The sequence below is a fragment of the Arenibacter aquaticus genome, from assembly GCF_003957295.1.
GTDB classification, from domain to species: Bacteria; Bacteroidota; Bacteroidia; order Flavobacteriales; family Flavobacteriaceae; genus Arenibacter; species Arenibacter aquaticus.
In genome coordinates this window covers 248,976-269,273 of record NZ_RQPJ01000021.1, presented here as the reverse complement: position 1 = coordinate 269,273, position 20,298 = coordinate 248,976, and the positions used below count along the sequence as shown (strand labels likewise).

The window sequence follows — 20,298 nt, the reverse complement described above, 5'->3', positions numbered from 1 at the left end:
TCTGGCAAAAAGCAAAACTGAATGAAATTAAATATTGCCCTTTTAGCAGGAGATGGAATTGGTCCTGAAGTAATTGACCAAGCGGTAAAAGTATCCAATGCCGTTGCAAAGAAATACAATCATGAAATTAGCTGGTCACCAGCCTTAACAGGGGCTGCTGCCATTGATGCGGTTGGGGAGCCTTACCCGGATGAGACACACGCTGTTTGTGAAGCGGCAGATGCCGTTTTATTTGGAGCCATAGGACACCCTAAGTTTGACAACGACCCCTCTGCCAAGGTTCGCCCAGAACAAGGTTTGTTAAAAATGCGTCAAAAATTAGGATTATTTGCCAATGTGCGCCCTACCTTCACCTTTCCTTCGCTTATAGACAAGTCTCCTTTAAAAAGGGAGCGCATAGAAGGAACAGATTTAATCATATTAAGGGAGCTAACTGGCGGTATCTATTTTGGAAAAAGAGGCCGTGAAGATAATGGGGATACAGCTTATGACACTTGTACGTATACACGTGCTGAAATACAGCGTTTAGCAAAAAAAGGATTTGAAATGGCCATGTCCCGTTCCAAAAAACTTTGCTGTGTAGACAAGGCCAATGTTTTGGAATCCTCTAGATTATGGAGAGAGACCGTACAAGCCATGGAAAAAGACTACCCAGAAGTAACTGTCACCTATGAATTTGTTGACGCAGTTGCCATGAGACTGGTACAATGGCCAAATTCCTATGACGTAATGATAACGGAAAACTTGTTTGGGGACATCCTAACCGATGAAGCCTCTGTTATTTCAGGTTCCATGGGGCTCATGCCCTCTGCTTCGGTAGGCACCAAGACCAAACTTTACGAGCCTATTCACGGGTCTTATCCACAAGCTGCCGGGAAGGATATTGCCAATCCTTTGGCAACCGTTCTATCCGCTGCCATGATGTTCGAGGACTTTAACCTTAAGGAAGAAGCCCAGGCCATCCGAGATGTAGTAAACAAGTCCTTATCAGAAGGAGTTGTTACCGAGGATTTGGCCGAAGGCGGTAAATCTTATAAAACAAGTGAATTAGGCGATTGGTTGGCCAAGAACATTTAACCAATTCCATATAGCAGCTGGCTAAATGCCATAACTGAACTTCTAAAAACAAAATCCCCAATAATGACAATCATTATTGGGGATTTTTAGTTTGTATAAATATATCCATGCAATTAATTGAATGCCATCTTTCTTTTGGCATTCACAGTCCTTTTTCTGGAAACCACTATTATCAATAGGGCAATTCCTATACCTATACTAGCCATAAAAGCCCCCACTAGACTGGCAGAAGTAAAACCATACCCCATAGCAATTGGCAGTCCCGCAAAAAAAGCACCGGAGGCATTCCCCATATTAAAGGCACTTTGATTCATGGAAGATCCCAAGCTTTCAGATCCCTTTGATGCTTTAATAATAGCCAACTGTATAGGTGTCCCAACCATAAAGGAAACTATTCCAATTATGAAAGTAAGTATTAGAATGGCCACGGGATTGGCTGCAACCAAGGAATTGATCACCAATACCAACACCATCAATGATAGGCTGATGATGACTGCTTTTAAGGGTTTAAATATTTCAGCCATTTTAGCACCTATGAAGTTACCAAAAACCATACCCACACCTGCCAAAATCATAGCATAACTAACCATACTTTCGGAATGCCCAGATACTTTGGTCAACAATGGAGCTATATAACTATACCAAGCAAAGAACCCACCGGTACCTATAGTGGTTAGCAAAATCAACATCCAAATTTCCATTCGCTTAAATACTTTTAAATCCTTGAAAAATCCACCTGAGGACGACTTTCCAAGTTTAGGGATCCAGAAGTATATACTTAGCATAGCAAAAACCCCTACAACCCCTACCAACAAGAAGGAAAGGTTCCAATTGTAGTGATGCCCCAAATAAGTCCCAACAGGTACTCCTATTACATTTGCTATTGTAAGTCCGGCAAACATTGTAGCTATAGCTTGAGCCGCTTTCCCTTCTTTTGCCAGCTTTCCGGCCACAACAGCGCCAATACCAAAAAAGGCCCCATGAGGTAATCCAGACAAAAACCTAGCTATCATCAAGGTGGTGTAACTTGTGGAAAAAGCCGATAGTGTATTAAACAAGGTAAACCACACCATAAGATACAGTAACACTTTATGTGCAGGCCACTTACCACTTAAGGCTGTCAGCGTTGGTGCTCCAATCACAACCCCCAAAGCATAGGCCGAAATAAAATGGCCCGCCTGTGGAATACTTATCCTAAGTGAATTGGCCACATCCGGCAGGATGCCCATAATAACGAATTCGGTCATCCCAATTCCAAACCCTCCTACCCCTAGGGCAATAAGGGCTTTTTTGTTCGATTTGTCCGCTTTCATAACATTTTAATTTAGAAAATTATTACAGTACAATATTACAGCAATGCAAGTAGGATGTGATATGGAGAATTATCCTATTTATATTCATTTATATCCCTTAAAAAAGTTTGCAAAAGTAATACTCTTTATATAATAATAACGCCTAACTTCTATTGTTTACTGTATTTTGAAAATATTCAAAGTATTTTTCACCCTACATATCTTTATTATTTACCAATGTTATGTACACGCATATATACCTCTGGTCCTGTTATACCAATAATATTAGGGCCTTAGGCCAAAGCATGATCCCCTTACCCAGTCAAAGCATCTAAATAATTAACAATTAAATTGTTAGGGTCAATACGATTTTGTACAAAATACCGTTGTTTAATAGATTACAAACATAAAATTATAACCTACAATAGATAGAGTATTTTCTTACAACTAAATAAAATGAAGATTTACCAACATATAGTTCTCAACAGCAATGATGTTAAGGATCTGGCACTCGAATTTTCGCCGGATGTATTTTTTCTTTTTGCCTCTCCAAAATTTCAGGGAACCCAGGAATTCGTCAAGGCCTTGGCCCAACACTATCCTGAAGCTATATTATTTGGATGCTCCACTGCCGGTGAAATCCTGGGCAACCAGGTCATGGATTCGTCCATTGCCCTAACGGCAGTTCAGTTCAGCCATACCAAGATTAAATTCAGGGAAGTAGATCTCAACACCTACAATCATGATAGCTATGAGGCCGGAAAGGCCGTTAGCAACTCCTTAATGGCTGCCGATTTGAGGCATATCTTTGTACTGAGTGACGGATTGTTCGTAAATGGTGCCGACCTGGTAAAAGGCCTGCATGCCGATCTGGACAAGCAGGTAAGTATCACCGGTGGACTGGCAGCCGACTGTTCGGACTTTAAGGACACTTTTGTGATTGCCGGAGACCGCCTGGCCTCCAAAAAGATAGTGGCTTTAGGCCTATATGGTCCGGAGTTGCAAATTGGATTTGGTTCCAAAGGAGGCTGGGACAGTTTTGGAGTAGAACGCCTGGTTACCAAATCACAAAATAATATTCTCTATGAATTGGACGGACAACCCGCCCTAGCTCTCTATAAATCCTTTTTAGGCAATAAAGCCAAGGATCTTCCCAGCTCGGGGCTATTGTTCCCGTTAAGTATGAGAGACGAGGACAACCAAATTCCGGTTGTAAGGACCATATTGGCCATTGACGAAGAAATGGGAAGTCTAACTTTTGCCGGTAACATCCCCCAAGGCTCTTATGTTAGATTAATGAAGGCGAATATTGATAGGATAATTGGAGGTGCGGAACAATCGGCCATTACCGCTGTAAACAATAACGAAAAGCAAGGTCAACTGGCATTTCTAATCAGCTGTGTGGGAAGACGTTTAGTGATGAAGCAGTTAGTTGAAGAGGAAGTGGAGGCCGTAAACCAAGTACTGGGAGATGAAATCAACACCACCGGATTTTACTCCTATGGAGAGATAGCCCCATTTGATAAATTCTCTCCCTGCACCTTGCATAATCAAACGATGACCATAACCACTTTTTCCGAATGAACACTTATCACCGACTTCTAAAAAGGCAACTCAAAAAAGCCGATCTGGATGCTGGGACACTTCGTCTAATTGCGCCATTTTTGCTTCAAGTCAACGAAGCCTACACCACTTTTGACAGTGACTTACAACAAGTAGAAGGCATTCTTGAAAAAAGTTCCCAAGAGTTGTTTCAAACCAACCAGCAATTAAAAAACAATATAGAGTCCATTTCCGGTCAACTATCCAAAGTTGCCGGAAATATTAAGGATGTTATATTTGAAATGGACCTTGATGGCAACTGGTCCTACCTTAACCCTGCATGGTATACCCTTACAGGTTTTAAGGTAAAGGATTGTTTGGGTAAACCGTACCACACATTCCTTAGGGATGACCAAGGTAAGCCCTATACCAATTTAATTAACCTCAGCTCCCCAAACTTTAAGACCTTAAGCAAGATCTTTAAATCCCAGCAATTGGACGGTAAACACAAATGGCTGGACTTTTCGCTAAAAGTGATTAAGTCTGAAAAGGGTCAGAATGAAGGATATATAGGGACAATTGTTGACATAACTAAGATAAAGGAAACAGAGTTAGCACTAATTGAAGCCAAAGAAAAAGAATCCCACGCCAATAAAGCTAAGGATGAGTTCCTGTCCACCATGTCCCATGAAATCAGGACCCCTTTAAATGCAGTTATCGGAATTAGCCATTTGTTATTGTTGGAAAACCCCAAGCCAGAGCAATTGGAAAACCTAAATACCCTAAAACACTCCTCCGAGCATCTTTTATGTTTGGTAAATGACATTTTGGATTTTAACAAAATTGCCTCCGGGCAATTGGAATTGGAAGAAAGGGACTTTAACCTTGGCCAGGTACTAAATGGCCTACAAAGCATATTCCACAATACGGCAAAAGAAAAAGACTTGAGGTTAATCATTAAAAAAGATACTACCCTACCAAAGACTTTTATTGGGGACAGCACCAGATTGTCTCAAATCCTAACCAATTTGGTAAGCAACGCCATTAAGTTTACCGAGGAAGGTAAGGTAAGTGTTGACATTGAAGCAATAGAGGAGTCCAAAAACTACTGTGTACTGGAATTTATTATTACCGATACGGGTATTGGCATTCCTGAAGACAAAAAGGATAAAATATTCCTTTCGTTTGCCCAGGCCAATTCCGATACCACACGAAAATATGGAGGAACGGGATTAGGACTTGCCATATGCAAACAACTATTGGAACTAATGGACAGTGAATTACATTTAGAAAGTGAAGTAGGAAAAGGATCCACCTTTAGTTTCAAAATAAAATTAACCAAAAGCACCAAGGCAGATTATAAGGAAGAACTTAATATTTTTGACGTTAGTGCCATCCATCAACAGGACAACCTAAAAGGCGTAAAAATCCTGGTTGCCGAAGACAACAAGGTTAATATTATGGTCATAGAAAAGTTTCTTTCCAAATGGCAGGTAGACTATGATATTGCAGAAAACGGATTGCTGGCACTTAACAAGACTTTGGAAAACACCTATGACATGATTCTAATGGATCTTCAAATGCCGGTTATGAACGGTTTCGAAGCCAGTAAGGCCATAAGGGAATCCAACAATCCACTGCATAAAGTAATCCCTATTTATGCGCTCTCTGCTTCTACAGGTATGGATATCAAGAATCAATTGTGGGAATATGGAATAGATGGACTTATATGCAAGCCCTTTAATCCTACGGATCTGTTTAAAAAGTTAATTGGTATTCTACATCAAAAATATATCCATTAGACCTTTTTATATTATTTATATTCCCAGTTGTTCCACAGATACGAAATGTGATCATCACAATTAAAAAAGCCCGCCCAGTGTTAGTGGGCAGGCTAATAAATATATTCACCTTTAATGTACTACAAAATATAGTCGGTACTAATAAAATTCGACAATTTGGATTCCAGCAATTGCTCTACGGTTTCTGTATTAAGGCTATTATCTTTAAAGGCCACAAATGTACGTACCGAAAAAGAACGCAAGGCATCATGTACACTTAGGGTAGCCTGTGCAGAATCTTTTCTTCCTGTAAATGGATATACATCAGGACCGCGCTGGCAAGAACTGTTGAGGTTCACCCTACAGACCAAGTTCACCAAGGTATCTATTAATGGAGCTATGGCATACACATCCTTACCGAACAAACTTACCTGTTGCCCGTAATTGGATTCCGCCATGTCATCCAATGGTTCTTCAATATCCTTAAAAGTAAGAATAGGAACAACAGGACCAAACTGCTCTTCCTTATAAACCCTCATATCTTTATTTACCGGATACAGTATGGCAGGCCATATATAATTTTCTGAATGTTGCCCTCCTTTTTTATTCAATATCCTGGCTCCCTTTTCCCTGGCATCATCAATCAATTCCTGTATATAAGCCGGTTTTCCGGGTTCGGGCAAGGGCGTTAACTTAACCCCTTCTTCCCATGGATTACCAAATTTTAAGGCATCTACCCGTTTGGCAAAGCGTTTGTTGAATTCTTCGGCAATATCCTCATGAACGTATATCACTTTTAAGGCAGTACAGCGTTGTCCGTTAAAGGATAGGGTTCCCGCTATACATTCATCTACTGTAAGGTCCAGATCTGCATCGGGGAGTATAATAGCCGGATTTTTCGCTTCCAAACCTAATACCAAACGCAATCTATTGCTCTTAGGATGCTGATTCTGCAGTGCATTGGCCGACTTACTGTTGCCTATCAATGCCAAAACATCTACTTTGCCTGTTTTCATTATGGGAGCCGCCACTGCCCTACCTCGACCAAAAACTATATTGACTACACCTTTGGGGAAGCTAGACTGAAAAGCTTCCAGTAGCGGGGTAATAAGCAACACCCCGTGTTTGGCAGGCTTAAAAATGGTAGTATTTCCCATGATTATTGCAGGAATGAGCAGGGCAAAAGTCTCGTTCAAGGGGTAATTGTAGGGCCCCAAACAAAGTACTACACCCAATGGCCCCCTTCTTATGTGGGCATACACCCCATCGTTCTTTTCAAATTTGGCCGCATCGCGGTCCAATTGTTTATAATCCTCAATGGTGTCATTGATATATTCTACGGTACGATCAAATTCTTTTTGTGAATCTGGTAGTGATTTGCCTATTTCCCACATCAAAAGTTTTACGATCTCCTCCCTTTTGGACTGCATTTTCTTTACAAAAAGCTCCATGCATTCAATTCGTTCGTTCACCCTCATGGTTGGCCAAGCTCCTTTTCCTTTATCAAAAGCCTTTAGCGCCGCACCCAAGGCTTCCAAAGCCTCCTTTTCTTCCATATCCGGAATACTTCCCAATAAGGTAGGCGCATATTCATCAGTGCTGGAAATAGTGGAATATACCTCAGAAGTTTTTCCGTCCCAAGTCTTCAACTCCCCGTTGATCAGGTACTGTTTTTGGTGGATGACTTCTTTTATTTCGTATTCTGCCGGGATATTTGTTTTTACCATAGTTGTGTTTTATAATTAATAATGCGACTTGCACAGCTTAGGCACTAAATTAATAAAACGGCAATTGTAATTCTCCATAATTTTGGGGAAATATTCGAAATATCACTACAAAAAGGCTTACGCAAATAGGTATATCACAATAAACACAAAGGAGATATCATATTAAATACTGAAATAAATCGGGCTTATCGTTAATATAATCCCCATAAAAATTATTGTCTTTCATTCGTTTTATCAAGGGCGCCAAATCATCTGGGCTTTTTAGTTCTATACCCACAACGGCGGGGGCGTTTTCCTTGCTCGATTTTTTGGAGTATTCAAAATGTGTAATATCGTCTGTGGGTCCAAGAATTTCCGCCACAAACTGTTTTAGGGCTCCTGGGCGCTGTGGAAAACGTATTATAAAATAATGTTTTAGTTTACCATAGAGCAATGCTCTTTCCTTAATCTCAGCGGTACGGGTAATATCATTATTACTCCCACTAACAACACAAACAACATTCTTACCCTTGATCTCTTCCTTATAATAGTCCAGAACACTAATAGTAAGTGCTCCTGCTGGTTCTACTACTATGGCATCCCTGTTATAGAGGTCCAATATGGTCTGACACACCTTCCCTTCGGGTACCGTTACTATATCGTGTAAACACTCCCTACAAATGCTAAAGGTATAATCCCCCACACGTTTTACTGCGGCACCATCAATAAATTTGTCAATTTGCCCCAATTCGGTATTTATTCCATTTTCTATTGAAGTTTTCATGGACGGGGCACCGGCCGGTTCCACTCCAATTATTTTTGTATTGGGAGATAGGGTCTTGAATACAGCACAGAGGCCAGAAGCCAATCCACCTCCCCCAACTGCCACAAATACGTAGTCTATGGTCTTTTTAACCTGTTCCAAAATTTCAAGCCCTACGGTTGCCTGACCTTCAATAATCTTTGGATCATCAAATGGATGTATATACGTTTTACCCTCTTCCAAACAGAATTTCTTGGCAGCATCCGAGGCATCATCAAAGGTGTCCCCTATCAGCACTACGTCTACCCATTCCCCACCAAATAACTGGGTCTGTTCTACCTTTTGTTTTGGTGTTACCGATGGCATATAGATAGTTCCGCGAATTCCCAGATGGTGACAGGCAAATGCAACCCCTTGGGCATGGTTTCCGGCACTGGCACAAACCACCCCATTGACCAACTGTTCTTTGGTAAGCGAACTGATCTTATTAAAGGCCCCCCTTATCTTATAACTCCTTACCCTATGCAGGTCTTCCCTTTTCATAAGAATATTGGCGTTGTACTCCTTGGAATACCTAATACTCTGGGTCAAGGGCGTAACTTCGGCTACCTTTCTAATGGTTTCGGCGGCCTTTCTGATGTCTTCTATTTTAGGAAAATATGCTTTCATATCTATATATAAAGAAAAACCTGCCCAGGTTTTGAATCCGGGCAGGTCCTTTCAATAGTTCATTTCAATTATACTATGGGTTTCATAGCAGTCATGGATGCACGCAACCTAGCGCCCACTATCTCTACTGGATGCTCACGCAGCGCTTTATTAACCGCTATTAACTTTGCATTGTCCACACCAAGATGTTTTTCATCGCCAAAGTGCTTTCCAATCACATCGGTATCAATGGTCTTCATAAAGTCGGCCAACAAAGGCTTACAAGCATGATCAAACAAGTAACAGCCGTATTCGGCAGTATCGGAAATAACCCTGTTCATTTCAAACAATTTCTTTCTTGCAATAGTATTGGCAATTAATGGAGTTTCATGAAGCGACTCATAGTAAGCAGATTCTGCGATGATTCCAGATTCTGTCATGGCCTCAAAAGCCAATTCCACACCTGCTCTTACCATAGCAACCATTAGTACACCATGATCATAAAATTCCTGTTCCGAGATCTCATCAGACCCTGCAGGAGTCTTTTCAAACGCCGTTTCTCCGGTAGCTGCTCTCCAGCTCAATAGGTTTTTATCGTCATTGGCCCAATCTTCCATCATAGTTTTGGAAAAATGACCACTCATGATATCGTCCATATGCTTGTTGAATAGCGGACGCATTATTTCCTTTAATTCTTCAGATAATTCAAAAGCCTTAATTTTTGCTGGGTTGGACAAACGATCCATCATATTGGTTATACCACCATATTTAAGTCCTTCGGTAATAGTTTCCCATCCGTACTGAATAAGTTTGGAAGCATAGCCTGCATCCACGCCTTTTTCAATCATTTTATCAAAACAAAGAATAGAACCCGTTTGCAACAGCCCACAAAGTATGGTTTGCTCGCCCATTAAATCGGATTTAACTTCGGCAACAAAGGAAGATTCCAATACACCGGCCCTATGTCCTCCAGTACCAACAGCATAAGCTTTTGCCTGCGCCAAGCCTTTGCCCTCAGGGTCATTGTCCGGGTGAACTGCAATTAAGGTAGGTACTCCAAAGCCTCTTTTATACTCCTCACGCACCTCGGAACCGGGACATTTGGGAGCAACCATTATAACAGTTAGATCTTCACGGATCTGCATTCCTTCTTCTACAATATTGAAACCGTGTGAATAAGATAAAGTGGCACCTTTTTTCATCAATGGCATAATAGCCGATACTACGCTGGTATGCTGCTTATCCGGAGTTAGGTTAATAACCACATCGGCAGTAGGAATAAGTTCTTCATAAGTACCTACGTTAAAACCATTCTCTGTTGCGTTGATAAATGATTGTCTTTTCTCCTTTATTGCCGCTTCCCTTAGGGTATACGAAATATCCAATCCGGAATCGCGCATATTTAAACCTTGGTTAAGTCCTTGGGCACCGCAACCTACGATTACGATCTTCTTCCCTTTTAAAGCTGATACACCATCAGAAAATTCTGTAGATTCCATAAACCTACATTTCCCCAACTGGGTTAATTGCTCTCTTAGTGATAGCGTATTGAAATAATTTGCCATTTTTAAAACTGGATTTTTATCCCGACACTGGTCGGGGTTAACTATTTATTGATTAAATTCTTTAAGTAAGGCGGAAATCTGCATTTCGGCTTTGGAAACTGAAATCCTTCCTGAACGTACAAATTGCATGATTCCGTAGGGTTTTAACTGCTGGTACATATCATCAATTTCATTTCTTCTACCTGTTTTTGCCAAAACAAAATAGTCCCTGGATACGGTTACTATTTGCGAATTGCTTTCCTTGATGATATTCTGAATGTTTCTTTCATCAAACAATAGCGAAGAGGCTATCTTGAACAAGGCCGATTCCTGATAGATGGTCTCCTCATCGGTATGGTAAAACGCCTTTATCACTTCTATCTGCTTTTCTATCTGCCCCACAATATTGTTTACCCATTCATTGGTGGTATACACCACAATAGTGAATTTGGAAACATTTTCAATCTCCGATTTAGAAACATTTAAACTCTCTATATTTATATGACGCTTTAAGAATATCCCTGATATCCTATTCAGTAGTCCAACGCTATTCTCGGAGTATACTGAAATCGTAAACCATTTTTTTTCCATTTCCTAATCCCAGTCCCAGCCTTTCTAATAGTAGGCAACGGACTATTTAAATTATTAATTATTTATTTCAAACGTATATCCGATACCGATGCCCCTGATGGTATCATAGGAAAAACATTGTCTTCTTTCTCCACTTTCACTTCCAAAAAGTAGGCATCCTTTGAGGCCAGCATCTCCTGTACCGCTGCTTTTAGGTCTTCTCTCTCACTTACCCTTCTGGATTGGATATGATACCCTTCGGCAATCTTTACAAAATCGGGGTTTGTCATTACTGTAGAGGCATACCTACTTTCAAAAAACAGTTCCTGCCATTGACGTACCATACCCAAATGGTCATTGTTCAATACTACGATCTTGACCGGAGTTTTGTTCTGAAAGATTGTTCCCAGTTCCTGTATGGTCATCTGGTACCCTCCGTCACCTATTATGGCAACCACTTCCCTATCCATGGCCCCCATTTTGGCTCCTATGGCCGCTGGCAAGGCAAAGCCCATAGTTCCCAATCCTCCAGAGGTAACATTGCTCTTGGTTTGCTTAAATTTTGCATACCTACAGGCAATCATCTGGTGTTGCCCCACATCGGAAACAATAATGGCCTTCTGACCGCTGGCTATATTGATTTCCTCAATCACCTCGGCCATGGTCAGTTTTTCCTTGGTAGGGTACACATCATTTTTTATAACCTGATCAAACTCTATCTTGTATTTCTCCTTAAATTCATTATGCCATGACTCGTGCTTATTGGCATTTACCAATGGCAGCAATAGGGACAACGTTTCTTTTGCATCCCCTAGTACGGCCACATCGGCCTTGACATTCTTATTAATTTCGGCCGGATCTATATCAAAGTGGATTATTTTAGCTTGTTTGGCGTAAGTATCCAAACTACCGGTTACCCTATCGTCAAAACGCATACCAATGGCAATGAGGACATCGCATTCATTGGTCAATAAATTAGGGCCATAGTTACCATGCATACCCACCATTCCAACATTCAATGGATGTTCGGTATCCAGTGCAGAAAGTCCAAGTATTGTCCACGCTGCTGGAACACCCGCCTTTTCCACCAAGGCCTTGAGTTGCTCCTCTGCCTCACCTAAAATAACGCCCTGCCCAAAAACAATTAATGGTTTTTTGGCCGCATTGATCAATTCGGCTGCAATTTCAATGGACTTTAGGTTTGGTTTGGGATACGGATTATAACTCCTTACCCCTTTACAGTGTTCGTATGAGAAGTTGAATTCCTCAAATTGGGCGTTCTTGGTAATATCTACCAAAACTGGACCTGGCCTACCCGATCTGGCAATGTAAAATGCCTTGGCCAAAACCTCTGGTATGTCCGAAGCTTTAGTAACCTGACAATTCCATTTAGTGACCGGAGTGGAAATACCTATGATATCGGTTTCCTGAAAAGCATCAGATCCCAACAATTGACGTGGTACCTGCCCAGTAATACATACCATTGGAGTACTATCTATCTGAGCATCTGCCAAGCCCGTTACCAAATTGGTAGCTCCAGGACCCGAAGTGGCTACAGCTACCCCTACCTGTCCCGTTACCCTGGCATAGCCTTGGGCAGCATGGGTTGCCCCCTGCTCATGACGAGTTAAAATATGGGTTAGTTTATCCTGAAATTTATACAATTCATCATACAAGGGCATAATTGCACCTCCCGGGTATCCATAAATTAAGTCTACACCCTCTGCTAATAGACAATGGATGATAGCCTCGGCACCACTTATTTTGATTGTGCCTTGCTCTGTTGACGCTGCTTTTTCCTTTTTTAATGTTTCCATAATTTGTAGACCTAATCGGTTAACATACTTAGGTATAAAACCCTTTATAATTTTTGTGGACTATATTGTTGCCCGCTTCCTATAATTCATCAGTAACACAACCTTGGGAGGCCGATGATACCGTTTTGGCATATTTGTACAGACTTCCTCTTTTTACTTTTAGTGGTGGTTGTACCCAATTTGCCCTACGCGTATTTAATTCTTCTTCGCTAAGGTCTACCGAAATACTGTTTTTCTCTGCATCAATAGTAATGATATCCCCATCCTTGATCAATGCAATGGTTCCCCCATCCTGTGCTTCAGGACAAACGTGGCCAACCACAAAACCGTGGGTACCTCCAGAAAATCTACCATCGGTGATCAGGGCCACATCCTTTCCTAGGCCTGCTCCCATAATGGCTGCCGTAGGCTTCAACATTTCTGGCATTCCCGGGCCACCTTTGGGACCTTCATAGCGAATTACTACCACATCACCCTTTTGGACCAGACCTTTCCCAATGCCCTCATTTGCCGCAAACTCATCATCAAAAACCTTTGCCGGACCTGAAAAATGTAATCCTTCTTTGCCTGTGATCTTTGCAACTGCCCCATGCTCGGCCAGATTACCATATAAAATCCTTAAATGGCCTGTTTCCTTAATAGGAGCACTCAATGGCTTTACTATTTCCTGACCTTCTACAAGACCTGGCAACTCTGCCAAGTTCTCTGCAATGGTCTTCCCAGTTACAGTTAAACAGTCACCATGCAACATACCGTTATCCAACATAAATTTCATAACTGCTGGAGTCCCTCCTGCACGATGAAGATCCTCCATCAAATATTTGCCACTAGGCTTTAAATCTGCCAAAAATGGAGTACTATCGCTAATTTTCTGGAAATCATCCAAGGTGAAATCAACACCTGCCGCTTTGGCTATGGCCAAAAAGTGAAGAACGGCATTGGTAGAGCCTCCCAATAGCGTTAGCAGTCGCACCGCATTTTCAAAAGACTTTCTGGTAATAATGTCACTTGGCTTAATATCGTTTTCCAATAAATACCTTAAGGCGAAACCGGAATTTATGGCATCTTGCTGTTTATCCTTGCCAATGGCTGGATTGGAAGAATTGTAAGGCATGGCCATACCCAATGCTTCTATAGCGGAAGCCATAGTGTTCGCCGTGTACATACCACCACAGGCCCCTGCTCCGGGACATGCGTTCTGTATTACCCCTTTATAGTCATCCTCATTCATAGTTCCTGCCACTTTCTCGCCCCAGGCTTCAAAGGCAGAAACAATATCCAATTTTTTATCCTTAAAACACCCGGAAGCTATGGTTCCACCGTAGACCAAAACAGAAGGCCTGTCCAAACGTATCATTGCCATTAAAGCTCCTGGCATATTTTTGTCGCAACCTACAACCGTTACCAGTCCGTCATAATTCATGGCCTGAACCACCGTTTCCATGGAATCTGCGATAATATCCCTGGAAGGCAAGGAATATCGCATACCGTAAGTACCCATAGAAATACCATCACTGACACCTATGGTATTAAAAACAAGACCTACCAAGCCCCCTTTGTCCGTTCCCAATTTTACCTCCTGGGCCAGATCGTTCAAATGCATATTACAAGGATTCCCCTCATAACCTGTACTTCCAATCCCGATCAATGGTTTCTTTAAATCTTCTTCCTCCAGTCCTATGGCATATAACATTGCCTGGGCAGCTGGTTGGGTTGGGTCCTGTGTAACGTTTTTACTATATTTATTTAATTCCATTGATATGTATTCTTACAATTTTTATTACAATTCTATATACTACGACTTTCAAAGATAAAAGTTTAAAAACCCTTAAGTTTTTAACATAAAACATTGATTTAAATTCAATTTTAAAGTTTTAATTTTAACTATCTAAAAATCAAATAGTTAACCACTTAAACCATATCATATTCAGTAGGTTTTTATTCTTAAATAAACTTGTGGAAAGCCCAAAAAAAGACAGAAATCCTTACTAAATTCCCCAAAAAAACTAAAAAAAAGCCTGTATCAGATATATGTGATACAGGCTTTTTAAATCAATAGAAATCCGTATCATCCCTATCAAGGAATGACAATGACTAAATTGATTATAATGTGGTTTCTTTTCATCCGGATAAAATTAAAAATTAAAATTGACATGGCAAAGATTTTTTCTCCGTCTATTTTAATTTAAAGCTAATGTGATCTCCTGATCGTTTCTGCGCCAATATGGATATGGCCATATCCGAAAGCTGTAAAATTCTAGGGTAGCCTCCGGTTGTCTGTCCGTCTTTCATGAGAACAATCAATTTTCCCGAGGGTGTTAATTGCACGGTCCCTGGAAGTGTAGCAGAGGTTAACATGGTAAAATTGTTTTCTTCTATGGGCTCATTTAGCTGATAGGCCATTCTGTTGTTTTCATTGGCCACCGTAAAGTCCCTATAAAACAACTGCCCCAACTGTTTATCGGTCAACAGGTTAAATTCCGGTCCTTTAAAAACCTTCAATTCAGATTTATCCAATACGGAATCTACTTTAATTTCTGATATTTTGGGTTTAAATTCCTTACATTCCTTATACGGCAGCTCACCCATTTTTTTTATGGAAACGTGTTCCGTTATGGGTTTATATTGCGATCGGCTCCCCAATACCTCCAGGGAGTCAATACCTCCTTTTAGGGCCAGATAGCCCCTAAACCCCTTTTCCAATTTACCATAGGACAAAACATCACCCGCCTTAACCTGATAAACCCTATAATTTTCGATGGGTTTATCGTTCAAGGTCACCATCATTTCTGCACCTCCCAAGGCTATATAGGTATCCGCTTCGAAGGCTAACTGTGGTCCGGTCATGGTTATTTCCAGAACGGCCGTAGGTTCTTCGTTTTCCAGCAGGGAAGTTATTATAGATACGGAATAAGTATCCATTACCCCAGCTACAGGAACCCCTTTATCCCTATAATTAAAACGCCCATCATCCTGAATGGTAGTAAAAAAACCCGATTTTAAAATATTAAGCATCCCAAACAGATTTTTCTATATTATAAATACCTACCTCCGCCTCTATTTTATGTAATTCATATTCGGCCTTAGAGATAGGTTTGAATTTTATTTTATCCCCCACACTTACAAAGCAGGGGTTTTCTTTTTTTACATCGAACATAGGCACTGGACACTTTCCAATAATATTCCACCCACCTGGTGAATCCTGAGGATAGATCCCCGTTTGTTTACCCGCCAAACCTACAGATCCCTTGAGAACCTTTGGCCTGGGGTTAGGTTTACGGGCCACCTCCAATTCCTTAGGTACACCTCCCAAATACATAAAACCCGGTAAAAAGCCAATGCAATAAACCGTATAGGCTTGTTGTGTGTGCATGGTTATAAGCTTTTCTGTAGTTAACCCTAAAAAGCTGGAGGCCTCTTCCAAATCAAGTCCAAATTCTTGATCGTAACACACTGGTAGAGTCCACACATATCTGGTAACCCCTTTTATTTCACCTTTCAAGCTATACCAATCTTTTATTTGGGGCTTAAGTACATCAAAATCAAGAACCTTATCCTTACATATGAGGGTAAGTGAATTATAGGACGGGATAAATTCCCATTCCTTTTCATCTAACTTATGATTCTTTAGATACTTAATAAATTGTAAAATATCGTCCAAAATGGACTCCTCTACTTGATTGGGCCATTCCACCAAAACGGCGTGGACCCCATACTGCCTAACTGAAATATTAAAAGTGTTCACTTCTTTATAAAGATTTGCTTCTTGGGTAACTGCTGTGAAAGATACATTAATATTTGTAATGTTGATGGAGAATCTCCATGTATACAAAAGGTGTCCGCCAATAAGTGTATTTTGGCACCTGTAGCCGTTTTTACCATTCCCCTGTTCACCATAAGCAATATGTGGTCCAATACCTCTTGAGGATCATGGATCATGGCATTTGAAGCTTTACGGGACACCAAAGTAAGGTCTTGGTTATAATTCCTATCTGCAAAGGCCTCATATTTTATACGGTACCCTGCTTCTTTGGCCTGTTTGGCTATTTCAGAAGCATAAGGCACATATAAAACCACCTTTTCCTTATAAGGCGCTACACTTTCCAGAAATAACAGGGCCAGCCCCCTATCCTTTGCAATATCATTATACAGCGCGCCATGGGGTTTTATATGGTTTAATTCCATATTCCTGGCCTTAAGAATTGTTACTAAACTTTCTATTTGTTCTTTGATACTCTTTTTTAGGGCTTCTGCCGAAATTGGGATGCTGACCCTCCCAAAATTCTCTTTATCAGGATAGGAAGGATGAGCGCCTACCAAAACCCCATTTGCCATGGCCAGACCTACCACCCTTTCCATGGTCTCCAAATTGCCGGCATGTCCACCACAAGCAATGCTACAGGAGGAAATCATAGGCATGATATCAACCTCATTATCTATTCCTTCACCAAGGTCACAATTAATATCTATAGTAGGCATATATTTTTTTTAGATTAGTCCAAACACGGTTAATATACTTTTTACCCCAAGGAATACAGACAATAAAATAATGATAATTCCCATGATATTCTGAAATAAGGAATTCCTATAATGCTGCATCACCTTTTGCCTGTTAACTACCCATAATAAAAATATAGCGATAATAGGCAACAACATGCCATTGGCAACCTGGGCAAATTGAATTACTTCCATGGGTTTTATCCCTAGGGACATAAACAGCACCCCTACCCCAATGATCAACATCCAAACTAATTTAAAACGTATATCCTTCATACTGGCATTCCATCCAAAGCAACTGTTCACCACATAGGCCGCAGCCATAGGTGCTGTAATGGAAGAAGTGAGTCCTGCCGCAAAAATCCCGACCCCCATAAAGTATTTTGCACTGTCCCCATAAAGTGGCTCCAAGCCTTTGGCCATATCCATAATTGTACTTATTTCAACAGAAGGAATGGCAGCTGCCGCAACAATAATGGACATGGAGACCAGTCCCCCTATGATAATGGACCAAAAGGTATCCTGCCTTGCTGCTTTTAAGTCTGTTGAAGCCTTCCATTTTTCACGAACCAGGGAGGTATGAAGAAATAAATTATAAGGAACAACCGTGGTACCCACCATAGCGATAATGGTTAAAATGCTTCCTTTAGGTGCTCTGGGAAATATTATGGCGCGTACTACTCCAAGAATATCGGGCTTGGTGATCAAGGCAGTCAATACAAACGATATGCTCATTATAAGGACCAAGGATACCAATACTTTTTCCAACAAACGATAATTGCCAAAAAACAAAATAATAAAGGCAATAGAACCAACCACAAGAGGGTAATAGCGGGTGTATCCATCTCCAAAAACTGCCTCCAACCCCAAGCTGGCGCCTCCAATATTACCTCCTTCATACGCTGCATTGCCCAAAACTATAGCAGCTAGGATCAAGCCAATGATCAGGACTTTTATCCATGGTACGGCCATTTCCTCCTTTATTACTTCGGCCAAACCTTTCTGGGTAACTACCCCAAGTCTAGCTGCCATTTCCTGTAATACCAGAGTTGCCACAATGGACAACAACATGGCCCACAACAACCCATATCCAAAGCGCACCCCTGCCATGGTACATATGGCAACCGTCCCGGGCCCTATAAAGGCTGCGGCCACCAAAACCCCTGGACCCATTTTCTTAAACATATTAATGCGCATGGTTTAAGGCATAGAGGGCAAAACTTCCCAACCAATGGGTACCACTATAATTTTCATCTATTATATTGGGGAGGGAATATGTTATATGTTCGGAGGCAACACCCTTTAAATGTGCATATTCCGGAAGGGTTTCCGCTATTCCGTACAAACACCAAGCCCTGCTAAAATTTAGCCCGTCCAAATGTACCAGTTTACCATCTGTCCTATCCGAAACCCTACCTGGTTCCAGCTCAAATTGGGGATGGGACAACTGTGGAAGGAAATTGTTCAACCACTTTTTAAATTTGTCCTGTGGATATATTTTCCGAACCAAGTTAGCCTCTTCCAAACAGGGTGACAAAAAATCGAACCCACTAGGCTCCCATGTTATCGGACATTCGGCATCTTGGGAATAGAACCTATCAACACAACTACTAATAGCCTCTTTTAATTCCTGGTTGTTAAGAACTACCGCATAATCCCAGGCTAGGGACAGACCAAAAGCTGTATTGGAATGCTCCCCCACCCTTATTGGATAATTTAGCTTGGGCAAAAACTCCACATAGGAGGCTACAATATATTCTGTAAGCGGCCGTAGGTTTGCTGCCAGATCCCGCCCCAAAGGATCATTCCAGGTATGGAGCTCTTCCGCCAATTTAAGGATCCAAGCCCATCCATAGGTACGCTCAAAGGACTTATTTCCTGTCCATTTAAAATAATCTACCTCCGCCATTATATTTTTATCGGATATATTTTCTATCAATTTATTCCGAATGGTTGCCGCTTGATTCAGGCTGGGGTATTGCTTAAGCAATGAAACCAGGGACCAGTGCCCGTGTACAGAGGAGTGCCAATCAAAACAGCCATAAAAGGCCGGATGCAATTGCTGTGGACTGCCCAAATGGGTGGAGTCCTGCAAGGTTTGATTTAATTTGTTGGGGTATTCCGTTTGCAGACAATCCAAGGGTAGACGCACCAATCTATTGGCCTCACTAAAAGTAAGCTCCGGAGGGGGGACCTCCGTTAATGTTTGGGTTTCTGATTTTTTACTGTTTTTGCAGCCTACGATTAAGTAGAAAAAAAGAAGAATTAGGGATAACTTATGCCACATAATGCCGAATTGGTTAAATTGGGATTGGTTTTGATGAAATGTAAATATATAGGGATAATCCAAATTGATGAAAAAAATATCCGTTTAAAAGGCTAGGTGGTTTAAAAAGTAGGTAGTTCGTCTAAAAAGATGCAGTTCGTCTAAAAGTTTCCCATTTTACATTATGATAACATAATAATCCAAAAAATTTAAGGTTATAATAGTCCCAAATTAAACTTTTAACCTACTTAAATGACATGTTTAGATTGTAAGAAAGAGCTAAGTTATCTTGACCATAAAAGTGCCATGGATCTATTAGGATTAGAACTGTGTCCCCAGCACCGAAACAGAATGGAAAAGCTAATTAGACTCAAAAAGACCCCAAAAGAAGCCATACAATTATATTATGGTTTAAAAGATGCAGGTGTAAACCCCATGCTGGAATGGTGGGATGGAAAAAAATCTGTTGATATTGCTATATCCCGTGTAAAACTCAATATAGAAGTGGATACGGAATACAATGCCATAACCCACAAACAGGCCATTAATGATTTGGAAGAAGCCATGCATTCATTCAAAAACGGATTCACCACTATCCGCATCCCCCATGTGCTAATTAAATATTATTTAAAAGAAACCGTCAATAATATATTGGGAATTATGGAAGGTCTGCGAGCCAATATTAAAGTACTATAAGCTGGCCGTGATGGTATGAGGTAGGGAATGTCTTTCTTGGAGGACTACGAAGGTACTGAAGTCTTATAGACAGAATGCCCGGAATCTTAAAAGCTATGT

Annotated in this window: 16 protein-coding genes; 4 read left to right on the top strand and 12 right to left on the bottom strand. The window is 41.0% G+C overall.

Features of this window, described 5'->3' with window-relative positions:
• The first annotated feature begins 21 nt into the window (after positions 1 to 21).
• A complete protein-coding gene (leuB, locus tag EHW67_RS17040) occupies positions 22 to 1,077 on the top strand; it encodes a 3-isopropylmalate dehydrogenase (RefSeq protein WP_126163594.1) in 1,056 nt (351 codons plus the stop codon).
• Positions 1,078 to 1,190: 113 nt separating this feature from the next.
• On the opposite strand, the gene EHW67_RS17035 is transcribed toward leuB, so the two are convergent.
• On the bottom strand, positions 1,191 to 2,390 hold the full coding sequence (locus EHW67_RS17035; protein ID WP_126163593.1) for an MFS transporter: 1,200 nt from the start codon (positions 2,388 to 2,390) through the stop codon (positions 1,191 to 1,193).
• A gap of 435 nt (positions 2,391 to 2,825) precedes the next feature.
• On the opposite strand from EHW67_RS17035, the gene EHW67_RS17030 reads away from it, so the two are divergent.
• Together EHW67_RS17030 and EHW67_RS17025 are read left to right on the top strand one after the other, a co-directional pair.
• Entirely contained in the window at positions 2,826 to 3,953 is a 1,128-nt protein-coding gene (locus tag EHW67_RS17030) for an FIST signal transduction protein (RefSeq protein ID WP_126163592.1), read from the top strand.
• Positions 3,950 to 5,713, top strand: coding sequence for a PAS domain-containing hybrid sensor histidine kinase/response regulator (locus EHW67_RS17025; protein WP_126163591.1), 1,764 nt, complete (start codon positions 3,950 to 3,952; stop codon positions 5,711 to 5,713). Before EHW67_RS17030 ends, EHW67_RS17025 begins: the two co-directional genes overlap by 4 nt.
• Before the next feature lie 119 nt (positions 5,714 to 5,832).
• Here the strand turns inward: EHW67_RS17025 and EHW67_RS17020 are convergent, their stop codons facing one another.
• The 11 genes from EHW67_RS17020 to EHW67_RS16970 all read right to left on the bottom strand — a co-directional run bounded on the left by EHW67_RS17020 (position 5,833) and on the right by EHW67_RS16970 (position 19,524).
• Positions 5,833 to 7,419, bottom strand: coding sequence for an NADP-dependent glyceraldehyde-3-phosphate dehydrogenase (locus EHW67_RS17020; protein ID WP_126163590.1), 1,587 nt, complete (start codon positions 7,417 to 7,419; stop codon positions 5,833 to 5,835).
• A gap of 157 nt (positions 7,420 to 7,576) precedes the next feature.
• Entirely contained in the window at positions 7,577 to 8,830 is a 1,254-nt protein-coding gene (ilvA, locus tag EHW67_RS17015) for a threonine ammonia-lyase IlvA (protein WP_126163589.1), read from the bottom strand.
• A 68-nt stretch (positions 8,831 to 8,898) separates the two neighbouring features.
• Complete coding sequence (gene ilvC / locus EHW67_RS17010) at positions 8,899 to 10,374, bottom strand: ketol-acid reductoisomerase (protein ID WP_126163588.1); 1,476 nt, start codon at positions 10,372 to 10,374, stop codon at positions 8,899 to 8,901.
• Positions 10,375 to 10,419: 45 nt separating this feature from the next.
• Positions 10,420 to 10,944 (bottom strand): acetolactate synthase small subunit, encoded by a 525-nt coding sequence (gene ilvN / locus EHW67_RS17005; protein WP_126163587.1) that lies wholly within the window; start codon positions 10,942 to 10,944, stop codon positions 10,420 to 10,422.
• 62 nt (positions 10,945 to 11,006) lie between these two features.
• Entirely contained in the window at positions 11,007 to 12,740 is a 1,734-nt protein-coding gene (ilvB, locus tag EHW67_RS17000; RefSeq protein ID WP_126163586.1) for a biosynthetic-type acetolactate synthase large subunit, read from the bottom strand.
• A 79-nt stretch (positions 12,741 to 12,819) separates the two neighbouring features.
• Positions 12,820 to 14,496, bottom strand: a complete 1,677-nt coding sequence (ilvD, locus tag EHW67_RS16995) for a dihydroxy-acid dehydratase (protein ID WP_126163585.1) — start codon at positions 14,494 to 14,496, stop codon at positions 12,820 to 12,822.
• A 419-nt stretch (positions 14,497 to 14,915) separates the two neighbouring features.
• Entirely contained in the window at positions 14,916 to 15,755 is an 840-nt protein-coding gene (locus EHW67_RS16990) for a 5-oxoprolinase subunit C family protein (protein ID WP_126163584.1), read from the bottom strand.
• Positions 15,748 to 16,485 (bottom strand): 5-oxoprolinase subunit PxpB, encoded by a 738-nt coding sequence (pxpB, locus tag EHW67_RS16985; RefSeq protein WP_126163583.1) that lies wholly within the window; start codon positions 16,483 to 16,485, stop codon positions 15,748 to 15,750. Before pxpB ends, EHW67_RS16990 begins: the two co-directional genes overlap by 8 nt.
• Positions 16,482 to 17,219: a 5-oxoprolinase subunit PxpA gene (gene pxpA, locus EHW67_RS16980; protein WP_126163582.1), complete on the bottom strand. Its 738-nt coding sequence runs from the start codon at positions 17,217 to 17,219 to the stop codon at positions 16,482 to 16,484. The genes pxpB and pxpA overlap by 4 nt, the downstream gene beginning before the upstream one ends.
• A 9-nt stretch (positions 17,220 to 17,228) precedes the next feature.
• Positions 17,229 to 18,422, bottom strand: a complete 1,194-nt coding sequence (locus EHW67_RS16975; RefSeq protein ID WP_202912001.1) for an Nramp family divalent metal transporter — start codon at positions 18,420 to 18,422, stop codon at positions 17,229 to 17,231.
• Position 18,423: 1 nt separating this feature from the next.
• Positions 18,424 to 19,524, bottom strand: coding sequence for a DUF2891 domain-containing protein (locus tag EHW67_RS16970; protein WP_126163580.1), 1,101 nt, complete (start codon positions 19,522 to 19,524; stop codon positions 18,424 to 18,426).
• A gap of 231 nt (positions 19,525 to 19,755) precedes the next feature.
• Between EHW67_RS16970 and EHW67_RS16965 the strand changes: the two genes are divergently transcribed.
• Positions 19,756 to 20,199, top strand: a complete 444-nt coding sequence (locus tag EHW67_RS16965) for a hypothetical protein (RefSeq protein ID WP_126163579.1) — start codon at positions 19,756 to 19,758, stop codon at positions 20,197 to 20,199.
• The last annotated feature ends 99 nt before the right edge of the window (positions 20,200 to 20,298 follow it).